Origin of the sequence: Tardiphaga sp. vice154, assembly GCF_007018645.1 — a bacterium.
In the GTDB taxonomy this organism is placed as follows: domain Bacteria; phylum Pseudomonadota; class Alphaproteobacteria; order Rhizobiales; family Xanthobacteraceae; genus Tardiphaga.
The window spans coordinates 5,004,239-5,018,389 of sequence record NZ_CP041399.1 but is presented as its reverse complement, the minus strand read 5'-3'; the positions used below and the strand labels follow the sequence as shown (position 1 = coordinate 5,018,389).

16 protein-coding genes are annotated in these 14,151 nt (G+C 62.1%); 5 read left to right on the top strand and 11 right to left on the bottom strand.

Annotated elements, in window-relative coordinates; translation table 11 throughout:
- The 10 genes from FIU28_RS23605 to FIU28_RS23560 all read right to left on the bottom strand — a co-directional run bounded on the left by FIU28_RS23605 (nt 1) and on the right by FIU28_RS23560 (nt 8,231).
- Nucleotides 1-429 (bottom strand): GPW/gp25 family protein, encoded by a 429-nt coding sequence (locus FIU28_RS23605; protein WP_143575540.1) that lies wholly within the window; start codon nt 427-429, stop codon nt 1-3.
- A 3-nt stretch (nt 430-432) separates the two neighbouring features.
- Nucleotides 433-735, bottom strand: a complete 303-nt coding sequence (locus FIU28_RS23600; RefSeq protein WP_143575539.1) for a PAAR domain-containing protein — start codon at nt 733-735, stop codon at nt 433-435.
- A 19-nt stretch (nt 736-754) separates the two neighbouring features.
- A complete protein-coding gene (gene vgrG / locus FIU28_RS23595) occupies nt 755-2,554 on the bottom strand; it encodes a type VI secretion system tip protein VgrG (protein WP_143575538.1) in 1,800 nt (599 codons plus the stop codon).
- The gene (locus tag FIU28_RS23590; RefSeq protein WP_143575537.1) at nt 2,551-3,252 is read right to left on the bottom strand and encodes a CIS tube protein; all 702 of its coding nucleotides are present in this window, start codon (nt 3,250-3,252) and stop codon (nt 2,551-2,553) included. Before FIU28_RS23590 ends, vgrG begins: the two co-directional genes overlap by 4 nt.
- A complete protein-coding gene (locus FIU28_RS23585; RefSeq protein WP_143575536.1) occupies nt 3,253-3,435 on the bottom strand; it encodes a DUF5908 family protein in 183 nt (60 codons plus the stop codon).
- Between the two features lie 18 nt (nt 3,436-3,453).
- Nucleotides 3,454-3,981: a phage tail protein gene (locus FIU28_RS23580; RefSeq protein ID WP_143575535.1), complete on the bottom strand. Its 528-nt coding sequence runs from the start codon at nt 3,979-3,981 to the stop codon at nt 3,454-3,456.
- A gap of 13 nt (nt 3,982-3,994) precedes the next feature.
- Nucleotides 3,995-4,447: a phage tail protein gene (locus FIU28_RS23575; RefSeq protein WP_143575534.1), complete on the bottom strand. Its 453-nt coding sequence runs from the start codon at nt 4,445-4,447 to the stop codon at nt 3,995-3,997.
- 64 nt (nt 4,448-4,511) lie between these two features.
- The gene (locus FIU28_RS23570; protein ID WP_143575533.1) at nt 4,512-6,308 is read right to left on the bottom strand and encodes a phage tail sheath family protein; all 1,797 of its coding nucleotides are present in this window, start codon (nt 6,306-6,308) and stop codon (nt 4,512-4,514) included.
- Nucleotides 6,309-6,353: 45 nt separating this feature from the next.
- Nucleotides 6,354-7,640, bottom strand: coding sequence for a hypothetical protein (locus tag FIU28_RS23565; RefSeq protein WP_143575532.1), 1,287 nt, complete (start codon nt 7,638-7,640; stop codon nt 6,354-6,356).
- A 9-nt stretch (nt 7,641-7,649) separates the two neighbouring features.
- Complete coding sequence (locus FIU28_RS23560) at nt 7,650-8,231, bottom strand: DUF4255 domain-containing protein (RefSeq protein ID WP_143575531.1); 582 nt, start codon at nt 8,229-8,231, stop codon at nt 7,650-7,652.
- A gap of 304 nt (nt 8,232-8,535) precedes the next feature.
- On the opposite strand from FIU28_RS23560, the gene FIU28_RS23555 reads away from it, so the two are divergent.
- A complete protein-coding gene (locus FIU28_RS23555; protein WP_143575530.1) occupies nt 8,536-9,639 on the top strand; it encodes an alpha/beta hydrolase family protein in 1,104 nt (367 codons plus the stop codon).
- A gap of 20 nt (nt 9,640-9,659) precedes the next feature.
- Here the strand turns inward: FIU28_RS23555 and FIU28_RS23550 are convergent, their stop codons facing one another.
- A complete protein-coding gene (locus FIU28_RS23550; RefSeq protein ID WP_143575529.1) occupies nt 9,660-10,241 on the bottom strand; it encodes a MarR family winged helix-turn-helix transcriptional regulator in 582 nt (193 codons plus the stop codon).
- 341 nt (nt 10,242-10,582) lie between these two features.
- On the opposite strand from FIU28_RS23550, the gene FIU28_RS23545 reads away from it, so the two are divergent.
- The 4 genes from FIU28_RS23545 (at nt 10,583) to FIU28_RS23530 (ending at nt 14,006) form a co-directional block, all read left to right on the top strand.
- Nucleotides 10,583-12,043: a porin gene (locus FIU28_RS23545; RefSeq protein ID WP_143575528.1), complete on the top strand. Its 1,461-nt coding sequence runs from the start codon at nt 10,583-10,585 to the stop codon at nt 12,041-12,043.
- Between the two features lie 322 nt (nt 12,044-12,365).
- A complete protein-coding gene (locus FIU28_RS23540; RefSeq protein ID WP_143575527.1) occupies nt 12,366-12,605 on the top strand; it encodes a hypothetical protein in 240 nt (79 codons plus the stop codon).
- A complete protein-coding gene (locus tag FIU28_RS23535) occupies nt 12,595-12,801 on the top strand; it encodes a hypothetical protein (protein ID WP_143575526.1) in 207 nt (68 codons plus the stop codon). Before FIU28_RS23540 ends, FIU28_RS23535 begins: the two co-directional genes overlap by 11 nt.
- A gap of 305 nt (nt 12,802-13,106) precedes the next feature.
- Complete coding sequence (locus FIU28_RS23530) at nt 13,107-14,006, top strand: LysR family transcriptional regulator (protein WP_143575525.1); 900 nt, start codon at nt 13,107-13,109, stop codon at nt 14,004-14,006.
- The last annotated feature ends 145 nt before the right edge of the window (nt 14,007-14,151 follow it).

Below are 14,151 nucleotides of genomic sequence, written 5' to 3'. Positions count from 1 at the left end.
TCAGATCGGCGGCGAGGGGATGGTCTGCTCCCCCTGGGTGTAGAAGGGATAGACCAGGTTGCTACGCACATTGGTCTTGCGCACGGTGTAGTCGACGTTGATCAGCAGCAGCCCGTTGACGCTGTCGTCGGCGTCGATCCGGACGAGATCGACATCGATGCGCGGCTCCCAGTAAAGGATCGCCTGCGCCACCATGTCCTGCAGTTGCGTGATCAGCGTCGTCGTGATGCCGCGAAATACCATCTTCCATAGCTGGTTGCCGTAGCTCGGCAGCATGATGCGCTCGCCGAGCGAGGTGGAGAACAGGATCCACAGGCTTTCACGGATATCGACGTCGTCCTTCACCATCACCACGGCATGATTGGCGCGCGAAAAGGTCGGCGGAAAACTCCAGCCGGTGCCGAGAAAGGATTTGTCCGCGCTGGCCATCACTCATCCACCGATCATCACGGTGGGAAGACCGAGCATGATGGTGCCGCCATGCGCGGTCTTGTCGCCCATCCGCGCCGCCGGCATGCCCATGATCTTCACCGTCATCGAGCCCTTGATGATGGCATCGGGCGGCCCGATGCAGATTGCGAGATCGCCGACCTTGGCCGCCGGCAACCCGCCGATCAGCACGGTCGGCGCGCCGGGCCCGGCGATCGGCCCGCCGACATGCGGGATCGGTGCCGGAAAGGCGGGCGTCATCATCGGGCACTGGTGGAAGTCGGTCAGTCGGGCGGCCGGCGGCATGTCGATTCCATTCCCTGGCTCAGTTGATTTTCACCATCGCGCCCTGCAGCGTCAGCATGCCGGAGGCCTTCACTTCCGCCTGGGCGGTGCCTTGCGCGGAGAATTTGGTCTTCGCGGTGTGCGCCACCTGCAGCCCTTCCATCGTCGCATTGGCTGCCGCGCTCAGTTTCAGATTGCCCTTGGCGTCGATCGCGATGTTGCCCTTGGCGCTCATGCTGATATTGGACGCGCTCTCGATCGTGATGCCGCTGTTCGACAGCGTCACGCTGTTCTTGTTACTGTCCAGGATCGTGATCGACTTGCCCTTGTCGTCGAGCTTGATGGATTGGTTGCCGGGCGTCCTGATCTCGATGATCTTGCCTTCCTCGTCGAACGAGATCTCAAGCTTGCTGCGCGTCATCAGCAGCTTCTTGCTGTTCTTCTCGTCCGGCGGCACCGGCGGCGCCAGCTTCTTGCTGTAGACGCTGCCGAGAATGATCGCGTAGCGCGGGTCTTCGTTCATGAAGCCGACCACCACCTCGTCGCCGACCTCCGGATAGAACACCGCGCCGATCTTGTTGGAGGCGTAGAACGTGCCGAGCCTCGCCCACACGCCCTTGGCGTCGTCCTGCAAGAGCGGCAGGCTGACCAGCACGCGGAATTCCCCGCCGGGATCCGCCGCCACTTTCTTGACGAGGCCCGTCTGCAGCCCCTTGACCGGCGGCAACTGCCCGGAGGCGCCGGGCGCCGCGATCTCCGGGGCTTGCGCCGCGAACCACTGGTCCGACAGGCCGAACGCGGCGGTGGAGATCCAGTCGCCGTCGGTGATGCTGTGATGGATGGCGCTGAGATAGGCGTTGCCGTTGAAGCGCGAGCCGAGGCCGCCGAGCGCCACGGTCTTGCCGGCTTGCGCCAGCGCGCTGCCCTGGAACGAGACCTGGCCGCGGATCTTCGCCAGCTTCGATTTGAGCAGCTCCGCCGACGACCAGTCCTTCAGCGCGGTCTTCTCGATCGGTGCGCCGGTCTGCTGCGCGAATTTCTTGACGTTGAAGACTTTCGCCAGCTCGGCGGAGGACAGATCGCCCTGTTCGGTGACCTTGACCGGGCCGGCGCCGCTGTCGGCCAGTTTCTGGGTGTCCGGGTCCCAAGCGTAGCTGGTGATCGCCGACGATGCCAACTGGCTCGCCGCATCGATCCCGGCCTGCAGGTCGAAGATGGAATCGCCGTATTCGATCGCCAGTACTGGCGATTGCGTATTGTCCGGCGCCTTCACCGTCACCTTGCCGGCATTCACCGACACGACCAGGCCGTTGATCTGCGCCCGCGTCAGCATCAGGTCCCAGTCGCTCGCGTAATACTGCACGACGGCTTCGTTGACCGTGTTGGTGGCGGCGACCTCCTTGGCCAGACCGTTGGCGCTGATCAGCTTTCCGATCAGGTCGCCGTCGGTAATCTTCTCGAACAGCGCATTCTTGCGCTCCAGCGTCATCTTGATCGCCTCGTCGGTGACGTCGACGATCAGCCTGGAGGGACCGTCGCGAATGATCTCGATGCCCTGGTTCTGCACCACGCCCTTGAAGATCGTGCTGTTCTTGCCGTCGTAACCGGCGGCGATCTCTATCTTTCGGCCGGGGATGAAGGTCGGTCCGCTGCTGATCGCAAAGTCGCTTTCGGCAGCACTGCCGTCATAGAGCACGATCTGCGCCTTTGGCACCTTGTTGAGGGCATTCCAGACATCGATCGAAACCACCTGAAAGGTGCTGTCGATCGGCTCGCCGTCGGACTTGATGGCGAAACTGCACAGCGAGCCGGAGGTCAGGAGCGGCGAGGGCGCGGTCATGTCACGGATTCCTGCAACGGCGGGAACATGAGTTGCGTGCCGGCTACCAGGTTGCGGAAATGATCGAGGCCGTTGACCCGCGCGACTTCGAGGTAGGGCAGGCTGGTGCCGTAGATGTCGAAGCACAAGAGCGGCAGCGTATCGCCGCCCTTCACCGTGACGACGTGAGACAGGTCCGGCGAGCTCTTCTTGGCCTGACGCGCCAGGTCGGCTTCGCTGAGAAAGCTGGTGAACAGCGCGTTGGCGCGGGCCCGCAGCGGCGTGCCGTCCGGCTTGAACAGCGTGTAGTTGATGTCGAGCGTCGATAGCCGGCACTTGAATAGCAGTGTCCCCCAGCTAATTTCGAGAAAGTTGGGGCTGTGAATGTTGCCATTGTAGCTGAACACCAGCTTCATGAAGGTGTCGATCTGGGTCCGGATTCCGTCTTCCATGAACGGCACCACGCCGGGCAGCGGACTCCCGACGACGCCGGTGCCGTCGAACACCAGCTCGAACTTCACGGTGTCCGACAGCGTGCGGTTGAATTTCGGCGACGGACCGTTGCTGCCCTGGGCCTGGCGGTCGTTGTACAGAATCTTGTAGGAGCGCGCGTAGGACGCCGGATTGATGAAGACGGAGAACTCGCCGACCGAGCTGGCGAACTTGTCGTCGCTGAAGGCCAGGATCTTCATCTTGCTGAGGCTGCCGGAATAGCTCATCTAGCGCTCCTTTGCCGCGCGCAGCTCGCGCAGCACGCGCCGCACGCAGAGTTCGACGAGCTCGTCGCGCGCGGTCGTGGCGCTGGCCGGCGCGCCCGGCACATCGGCGTCTGTCACGGCGGCCAATACGGGGTCGCTGCGGACACGCATCGTGATGCCGATCTCGTTGATCTCCAGGGTCATCGTTGCGTTTCCCGGCGCTCAGCCATATTTTACCGCCACCTTGGCAATCTGCGCGGCTGCGGTCAGCGGATCGCCGAGGTTCAGCCGCTCGAAATAATTGTACGACAGCTCCAGCGACTCGATCAGCACCCGGCCGTCCTGCGAATTGAGGTTCGACATGCTCCACTTCAGCGGATAGGCGTTGATCACCGCCCAGGCGATCATCGGAATGCCGCTCTGCCCGAGCAGCGACACCAGCAGGTTCTGTGGCAGCACCGGCAACGACAACGTCGAGCCGATGGTGCCGCCGAACCATTCGGCGAAGAACGACAGCGTGCTGACGGCGCCGCGCTTCAGCACGAGGTTGGCGTATTTCGACTGCTTCGGCAGCCGGTGGACGAAACGGTTCTCGCCGCCCTCCGGGACGTCGTCGGTGCCGATCTCCGATTGCAGTCCCGAGATGTCCTGGAAGCTGGCGTCGACACCGGACGCCAGCGCAAATACCGATCCCGACCCCAGCACGGTCACCGTAAAGTAGAAGTTCGGCGGCGGGATGTAGTCGGGCATCGACGCATCCGCCCTACGGTGCCGCCACCGTCAGCGTCTCGAAGGCAATCTCGACGGATTCGACCGCCACCTCGTTGCCTTCGGATTTCAGGTCGGTGCCGGTGATCTTGGTCGGCCACGCATTGTTCAGCGTCCACACCATTTTCGGATTGCCGGTCTCGTCGAGCAGGTTGATCACCACCGTACGGCGTTTGATGGTGTTCATCTTGATCTCGCTGTACCAGGTCCACAATTTGGCATCGGTGACGAAGATGCCCTTGCGCATGGTGACGTTGCCGACCTTGCCGAGGCCCGGCATCTTGATCGGGTAGAAGCTCGGGCTGTTGCCGTGACGGTACTCGATCGGTCGGGTCTCGCTGTCGAGGCCGTTGACCTCCTGAAAATTGACGGTGTCGTCGTCGCCGAGTTTGACGGAAAAGTAGAATTTCGGGAGCGGCCATACCTGGTCCTGAACTTCGCCTGCCATGATGGGATCCTCCGATGCGCGGCTGCGGGTTACACGGTTGCGGGGCTAGAACGAGACGCCTGAATCAGGCGCCTTCCATCTTCTGCTTGAAGGTGAGTTCGATGAATTCGGCCGGGCGGATCATCGCCAGCGTGACCTGCACCACCATGTAGCCGTTGAGGATGTCGGTGGCGGTCATGGTGCTGCCGAGGCCGCATTGCACGGTGAAGGCCTCGTCGGGCTTGTCGCCCATCAACCCGCCCTGCGCCCACAGGTTTCGCAGGAAGGCAGATACCATCGCTACCACCCCGACCCAGGTCTTGCCGTCATTGGGCGCGAACACGAACTGGTTGAGCGCGGTCTTGATCGAGCTCTCGCAATAGATCAGCGTGCGGCGTACCTGGATGTAGCGAAAATCCAGGCTGTTGCCGTCGAGCGTGCGCGCGCCCCACACCACCGGGCCGCGACCGACGAAATCGCGGATCACGTCGATCGCCTTGCCGTTGATCGGCACGTTGAGCGGGCCCTGCTGCGCGCCGTTCAGCTTGATGCTCGGCTGCACCACCGAGTTCAGCACCACATTGGCCGGGGCATTCCAGACGCCGCGCGAGGCATCGTTGGCCGTGAAGATGCCGGCCATCGCGCCGCTCGGCGGCAGCATGCTCATGACATAGGACAACACGTTGGTCATCTGCTTGTAGTTCGGGATGCCGTTGACCAGGTTCTGGTTCAGCTTGGTGATCCGGCTGCGGCCCTCGGTCGTGGTGTCGTCGCGGTTTTCCGCTTTGGAAATCGAGTCGATCCATTCCTTCAGCGTCAGATAGGTCGCATTGTCGTCCTTGTCGGGAGCGGCATTGGCCGGTTTCTCGGGCGGGTACAGATAGGCTGCCTCGTCGGTCAGGATCGTCTGCAGCGGCGCCGTGCTGTAGTTCAGATAGGTGATCTCGCCGGGCTGGATGATCGAGGTGATCAGGAACGGGAAATACGTCATGCCGTAATTGAGGTTGGTGTCGCCGACCGCTTCCTGGAAATTGGCGATCACGTTGTTGAGCTCGGTCGTATAGTTCAGGCTCTTCGGGTCGAGATCCTGCGTGCCGTAGACATCGAAGATCGCGATGCGGTCCTGCAACGCGGCACACTGCGCCAGCATGTCCCGGCACAGACTCTGAAATCCTGCCGATTTCGGCATGTAGCCCGGAGGCGGCGGCGGGTTCGTCGGCGGCGCGTCGGCCGGCAGCAGCACGGCGTCCGGGATCACCAGCATGGTCGGCCCGACCTGCTCGCCGATGGCGGCCAACCCTTTCGACAGGTCGTCGTAGCTGACGGCGGCGGAGGCGCTGAACAAGCCGACCGAGACGACGTAGCAGGTGCCGCCGCCATTGGCGTAGAACATCCGGAGGCTGTTGTAGAGGTTGTAGGCGGCCAGGCCAGGCTTGGCGGCGCCATCTTCATCCAGCAACGATGGCCCGAACGATTCCTCGTCATCGGCGTCGAGACGGTTCCGCCGGTTCTGCTCGGACTGGCGTGGGAACGTCGTGCTCGACCGGGTGAAGACATAATAGGTGGTATCGTAAGCACTGGTGGTGGCATTCCAGACCTGCGAGGAGAAGTCGCTGTTCTCGGCGTCATACGCCTTACCGTCCTTGTCCTTGTCCGCCATGTCGTAGACGGCATTGAACTCATCGCCGAAGATGGCGACGTAGTCGGCCAGCGAATTGATCAGGAACGGCGTGAACAGCGCCTGCTTGCCGCTGACATCGCATTTTTCGGTATAGCCGATGAAAGCCGGTATCGCGGTCGCGACGCCTGGGATGGATTTGGGAAATGCGCTGAACTCGGTCAGGTAGACGCCGGGTGTCGTTCTGTTCATATAAGTAGACATGACCTGCTCCTCATCTGATGGCGGGATTCCGTTGCACAGTCGAACTCACACGTAGACGTAGATGTCGGAATAGTTGCGCGCCGCGCCGGCCTCGTCGGTTTGCGGCAAGACTTGTTGCGGGGCTGCGACGGGCAGGCGATCGACCAGCGTGTCCTCTTCGAGACGGCGATGGCGCAGCCTCCCTTTCAGGCGGAAGCGGTAGATCGACTGCTGCTGTAGCAGCAGCGGCTGCTCGGAGACGAAAAGATAGGCCGGCGCGCCGTTGGCGAGGATGACCGAGACGGGGCCGGCAAAGCTCAGCGCCGGATCCGGCGCCAGGCATTCGATTGCCAGATCGTCATAGGCCGTGTCGGGAGCAGGCGGCACGATATAATAGCGCCACAACGTCGACCTCGCGCCGAAGTTCAGGACATAGTCGACGCCGCTGATGGTGACGTCATCGCGCGCGGGATCGCTGACGGGATAGATCCCGCCGGCGCCGGCAAAGGGCTCGCTGAACAAAAGGTCGATCAGGCCCAGCGGCGTCGGCGCGTCGGCGGTGTAGAGCCGGACCTCCTGCCGGATCACGTCGCCGCTGTCGGCGATCGTGTCGATCGTGTATTTGTCTTCAGGAAGCATTCCGAAATTGAGGTAGATCGTGTCGCGGCAGCGATCCGGCGTCGTGGCGGGCAGGCCGGCCAACCAGCCGAGGCAAACTGCCGGCGGCGCGGACTGGTTTTCCGGGACACAGCGCGGCTCGCACAGCACCACCTCGCCGGAAATCGCGCGCACCGCGATGCCGCGAACGTCCATCGAAACCCGCGCCTGATACTGCGACCCGGTGACGGGGATCAACTGCTCGGCGCTGACGATGCGGCCGGGATTGAGCAGGATCCCGACTTCCGGATCGTCATGCGCGGCCTGATTGGCGAGATAAAGATTCTCCCGGAGCGGATCGAGGTCGATCGGAAGGTCGGTGACATTGATGAAATAGGGGCTGCGTGACGTCAGCACGAAAGTCAGCCGGGTCCAGAACTGTCCGCCGCGGCCCTGGCGCGCCAGCCAGGAGGCCAGCGCATCGCTGCGGGTCCGGTTGTACAGCACCGAGAACGAGGCGCCGTCGTCGCGGAACAGCAGGCCGAGCGCGGACATCGCCTGTTGCGCGGCCGCCGTCGGGCGCGCCGCAAGATCCGGGCAGGCATCGTCGTTGCGGTTGTAGTACGGATGCCGGAACCTGACCTGCATCAAGGTCTCGTAATAGGCCGCGCGATCCTCCGCGTCCCGCTTCAGTGCATGCGTCGTCGGGTAGTGATAGCGTACGGCGCTGTCGATCGGGTCGGCGGTCTGCGGCATCGCGCCCCCCTATGTCGACTTCGGCGCATCGACGCCTTGCGCGGCCGGCACCGCCGCCTGCATCGCGTCGCTGGCGAACGGGATCATCCGCAGTTTGTAATAGACCGAGGGCAGGTATTTCGTGCCCAGCATGCCCATCAGGTAATTGGCCTGCAGCAGATCGAGATTGGTGATCTCCATCGTGATCTTGTCGATCCGCGCGTCGAGGTCCGGCATGTTGGCGTGGGTGAACCAGGGATTCTGCTGAAAGAAGCTGATGGTCCGCGAAATCATCGCGAGGCCTTGCGCATATTGCCGGTCGTAGAAATTGGCGAAGAACAGGATGAACAGGTTGATGTAGATCGGCGGCTGGACGATGGCGTAGCTGGTGGAACTGGTGCGGGCGGCCGAATTGTAGGTGCTGACAATGGTCTCATGGGTGATGTTGGTCAGCACCATCACGACCTTGTCCTTGGCGCCCTGGCAGATTGCGCCGTCATGATCGACGATGTTGGAGAGCACCACCCGGTCTTCGTCGCTGCGATCGATGTTCTGGAAGTAGGCGTTGAGCCGCTGCCGAATGAGTTCGCAAACCGTCTCTATCAGTTCCATGATCTACCCGCGGGCTACGTTGATCGAACGTCATCCGAAACTCAGCCCATGGTTGCAGCAATCCGATGTTAATGCAACCCTGAGTAGAATTAATTGTTGGCTTTCACAACGCGATCCGTTTTGCGGCATGCCGGCGGGGTGAGCGCCAAGCGGGTCGGGCTATAGTGTGATTAATTGTTTCGCTGTCATAAATTTGTTGTATGTGTGAGCGGCCTGATTGAAGACGTGTCTCTGCTGATTGTTCGGGGGATTGGTCATCGTTGCTATCGACAGCGCGCCTCCGTTCTATGATCCGCGGGGATGGATGCAGTGGCCCGGCCACGACGAATGCTCGTTTCAGTTTCTGCGCGTGCTCGGTGCCGCCCAGGAAGGCGGCAGCACGATTTCCGAATGCCTGCTGACGGCGAGTGCGATCGATCCCGCCTGCGAGGATAGCTGGCACCGCCAGTGGATGCGGATCGCCGACTTCAACCGGCAGCGCGGCGAGACGGCGTTTGCCGCAGGCCACGTCAAGACGGCGCTCAGCAACTGGCTTCGGGCCGCCAATTATTACCGGACGGCGCTGGCCTTCGTCGGCGATCGGGACGTGCGTAACGACCGCGCGCTCGAACACATGCACCGATGTTCACAGCTCTATCTGATGCATTCGACGCCGGCCGGCGTGGTGGTCGGTCTCGCTCTGCCGGACGGCCGCGCCATGCAGGGTTATTTCCTGCCGGCGCCCGGCCGGTCGCGTCGGCCGGTGGTGATCTGCATCGCCGCTCCCGACCATTACAAGGAAGATCACCTTTACCGGATGCCGCGTTATGCCCATGAGCGCGGGCTGTCGCTGTTGCTGGTCGATCTGCCCGGGCACGGCCCGCGAGGCTCCTCCGAGCGTAAATCCGAGCGTAAATCCGGGCGCTACGAGATCGAAGCCGCGATCAGCAGTTGGGTGGACTATCTGGTGGAGCGCCCGGACGTCGATCAGAACAGGATCGCCGTGTTCGGCGACGGGCTGGGCGCCGCCTTCGCCACCCGTTGCGCCAGTTTCGACGATCGGTTCAGGGCTGCCGTCTGCGACGCCGGGATCTGGGATCTGCACGAGCGGGCTTTTCTCGCCGCGCGCCCCGCTGCGAATCCGGCTTCGCTGAATTTTGCCGAACATATCGACCGGCTGACCCGCAGCAATACCGCGCAAAACATCCGCTGCCCGATCCTCGTCGCGCTCGGCGAACATGACTGGCTCGATGCCGATCACGTCGCGCGGTGTTGCGATGCGCTGATCGCCGACGGCGTGAAACTCGACCTGAAGATTTTTTCAGCCTCGGAGACGGCGGCCTCGCACGCCCAGCGCGACAATCCCACCATCGGCAGCGAATTCATCTTCGACTGGATCGCCGACCAGCTGGTGCGCCGCAAGAAGTAGAATGCGCGGCTGCCGGGGCGTCAGCCGACGATCGAAAGCATCAGCGTCGCCTTTTCCAGCCGGCTCTTGAGCGCGCTGAGCTGATCGCTGATGTCTCGCAGGGCCGCCTCGTCATAGCCGGAGAATACGAACGCGGTGAGGTTGTCGCGCCGCGACGACAGCACTGCGAGTTTCTTGCCGGCCTTGTCGGACAGCGACATCAGCACCACCCGGGCGTCTTCGGTCGACGGGACGCGGCGTATGAAGCCGTTCTTTTCCAGCATCTTGGACTGGGTGGTGACGAAGGACGGATCGACGTGGAGCATTGCCGAGACCTCCTTGACGGAGACGCCGTTACCGCGGTCGAGATCGCCAATGGCCATCAGGATCATCCATTGCGGACCGCTGATACCGATCTCCTTGGCCCAGAATTGGCGAATTTCGTCGATGTGAACGTTGATCGACGCGATGTCCCAGACCACCTGGCTGACGAGGTCCTGATTCTTGCCAGGATTCTTGCCAGGATCCTTGCCAGGATTGCCGGTGGTGGCGGTGCGCGCGGTATTGCGCTCGCGGTCGGCCGGTTTTCGCGGGCGCTTGGTGCTGGTAGATCGGTCGGCCATATCGGCTCCACTTACTGGAATTGCATAAGTGAATCAACTGACTGATCGTCGCAATGGCTGTCACATCGCTGTTGCATGGAAACCACACCGCATCGCGGAAACGTTACCAGAGTTCATAAAGTAATTTCCTTATGCAACCCGGCCATGCATTGTTCCTCACGACGAAGGGGGCAACCCGCGGTCGTCCCGTTGAAGGTTTCGCTTAATTGCCTCGCGTTATGCGGGCTGTCCGAAAGCGCGAAGCACTTGGCGGTTAGTTTGGGGTCTAGGGGAACTAATCTTCGGGTGGTCGTCACCAGCGGATCCGGAACCTTCCCTTTAAGAACAACTTGGAGGTTAACATGACGATGATTAAGAGCCTTATCCTCGGTTCAGCGGCGGGTCTGATCGCCATGAGCGGAGCACAGGCGGCCGATCTTCCGGTGAAGGTCAAGGCTGTCGAATACGTGAAGATCTGCTCGCTCTACGGCGCAGGCTTCTACTACATCCCCGGCACCGACACCTGCTTGAAGATCGGCGGCTTCATCCGCGTCGATACCAGCTTCAACTCGTCGGGCGTCTACAGCACTCCGCAATTCCAGGGCACTGGCGCAACCAATACGCGCAACAAGGACTACTTCGTCGGCCGCGCACGCGCCAACTTGAACATGGACACGCGCACCGCTACCGAATACGGCGTCGTCCGCACCTTCGTGAACACCCAGTTCCAGTGGTCGGACAACACCGACGGCATCGCCGGCGGCAACAACGAAGTCGACTACGCCTTCATCCAGTTCGCCGGTTTCACCATCGGTAAGGCCGTGTCGCAGTTCGACCCCCAGTGGGTGCTGGCGCATCCGTCGATCTCGTCGGGCTTCACCGGCGGTTCGGACCAAAAGACCGGTATCCCGCAGCTCGCCTACACCGCTTCGTTCGGTAACGGCTTCTCGGCCACCATCTCGGCTGAAACCCCGCGTCCCTACCGCGTCGCCGGCATCTATGACGGCAACGACTCGATCGGCGTCCCGGGCATCACCGGCTACACCAACTCGATCGCCGGCCAGCAGATTCCCGATTTCGTCGGTAACCTGCGTCTCGATCAGGCCTGGGGCTCGCTGCACTTCGCTGGCGCCGTGCACCACGTTTCGGCTCAGTACAACGGCCTTGCTGGCACCGCGACCGGCGAAAACACCGGTCATCCCGATGACAAGTTCGGCTACGCTCTGACCGCCGGCTTCGAAATCAAGAACCTGCCGACCGGCGTTGGCGACTCGTTGAAGGCGGATGTCACCTATGCGAACGGCGCCAGCCGCTACGTGTTCGGTGGTACCTCGAACGTCAGCGGTAGCGGCTACACCATCTTCAACGGTAACGGTGCGGCCTTCGGCCAGTACATGGACGCCGTTTTCGCCAGCCCGGGCGGTGTCGTTCCGGCTGCCGATCTGCAGCTGTCGACCGATTGGGGCGCTCGCATTTTCTACGAGCACTACTGGAACCCGGCTTGGCGCACCTCGCTGTACGGCGTTTACGCCCGTCACGAGAACACCGGTACGGGTAACGCCATCCTGGTCAACCGTTACAACGCGGCTTTCGGCGGTGGTATCACCGGCGATGCAAACTTCTCGATCTATCAGGTTGGTTCGCGCACCGCCTGGACCCCCGTCAAGAACCTGACGTTCTCGGCTGAAGTCCAGTACGCCTGGATGGATACCGGTCTGTCCGGCACGATCACGCCGACCGGCTTCACCAACCGCACGAACCCTGTGGTTCTCGGCAGCCAGGGCACCCTGGTCGGTCAGGTTCAGGCTCTGCGCTCCTTCTAATATGAGCGTTTAGTCAGCCAACTGAAGAAATCCCCGGCGGGCAACCGCCGGGGATTTTTTTCGAGCGGAAGTGCACAGCGCTCCCTCCAAATTGCTCGATATATTACTAAATCAGCTATTGAAATTAACGTTCAAGCTCAATTAAGATCAGCGTACGCAGCAGGCAGATGCTCTGCCGGCCAGTCTTCAAGGAGACCCGCGTAACTATCGACTTATACCTCCGAAACCACCGGCAATGCCCTGCCGGTGGTTTTTCGGTTTTTTTCTGTGGGGAGCCGAGCGACGGATGGTTGGCCGATGACCGGTGGGTCCGGCCGGTGCCATGGTATTTGATTTGCGCTCGAAAGCGTTCAATCCTGCCGAATTTCCTGCTTATCCGCCAAAAGTTCCAGGGGGCTCTGGCGAAAACGGTCGCAAACTGCGCTCGAACGCTGTCACCAGCGCTGGCTGCATATCAGGCACGACGTGCTATCTGACCGAAATTGCTACAGATTTATTGCTTTTTGGCGCAGTTGTGGCTAAAAGCCGCTCCATCGTGGAGAGTATCAATTATGGCGCATAACTACGCAATCAATGACGACGTCCATCATCAGCTCCAGGGGCCGCAGGGCCGCTCGATGGTCAAGGAACGCAGCGTCTATACGATCACTTCCTGCCTGCCGATCGAAGCCGATGGCCGTCCGCGCTACCGCATCAAGAGCAAGACCGAAAACGTCGAGCGCGTCGTGACCGAAGAGCAGATCAGCCGCCTCGGCTGATTCGTCCGATACCCCAGCTGCGCACGGGTCGCGCGGCAGCTTCTGTTGAACCAGGCGTGCCTTCGACGAGGCGCTGCATCCGTCATCCCGGGCCGTGGCCTTGCGCCTCGCGCCTCTGGACGGCTGCGCCACCGTGCTGCGGCCTCCGCCGCGGATCATGTCAACCGCGACCAAAGACAGCCCCATTGCGCCGGCGCGCCGGTTGCTAGCCGGGCTGGCTGCGCCGTATGGTGCGGCAGGGCGGAACAAAAGATCGCGATCATCGCGCGGCACGGCCGCCTGTGGCGGGCTCGGAGCAAGACGCATTGATCGAAAAGCTTGAATTGCTGTTGTCGCTGGCCAAGGAACGGCATTTCGGCCGCGCCGCCGAAGCCTGCGGCGTCACCCAGCCGACCATGTCCACCAGCCTGAAGCAGCTCGAGGAGCTGCTCGGCGTCATGCTGGTGCAGCGCGGCTCGCGCTTCCAGGGCTTCACGCCGGAGGGCGAACGCGCGCTGGAATGGGCGCGCCGCATCGTCGGCGATGCCCGTGCCATGAAGCAGGAGATCAACGGCCTCAGGGACCGTCTGTCCGGCGAGATCCGCATTGCCGCGATTCCCACCGTGCTCGGCATGGTGGCGTCGCTGACCACGCCGTTCCGCGCCCGCCATCCCGAGGTCCGCTTTCGCGTGGTGTCGTGCACGTCGGATTCGGTGCTCGGCCTGCTGGAAAACCTCGAGGTCGATGCCGGGTTGACCTATATCGAGAACGAACCGCTCGGAAAGGTGCGCTCGATCCCGCTCTACAAGGAGACCTATTGCCTGCTGACCTCGCCGGAGAGCCTGTTCGGCGCCCGCGACAAGGTGACGTGGCAGGAGGTCGCCCAGGTGCCGCTGTGCCTGCTGACGCCGGACATGCAGAACCGCCGCATCATCGACCGCGCGCTCAAATCGGTCGGCGCCGAGGCCATGCCGATGCTGACCTCGAACTCGATCATCGTGCTCTATACCCACGTCAAGACCGGCCGCTGGGCCAGCGTGATGCCGGCCAAGCTCGCCGAGACGCTCGGGCTGAAAGCCACGGGAACCGTGCGTATGATCCCGATCGTCGATCCCGAAATTACCTATGGCGTCGGTCTCGTGGTGCCGCAGCGCGACCCGATGACGCCGCTGGTGGCGACGCTGGTGCAGATCGCCCGCGAAGTGGCGCCGTCGCTGGAAGCATAGCGGCCGCAGCCCATGACGCCGCCGTCTGGTCTCTGCTTCGATGTCTCGGCTTCGATAAGGATTCCGTATCGCCGCATGAGACTGCTTTATTGATCTTTGGAGCAATTCCAACTTTCATGCTGCGCAGGACATAACAAGTCGGGAA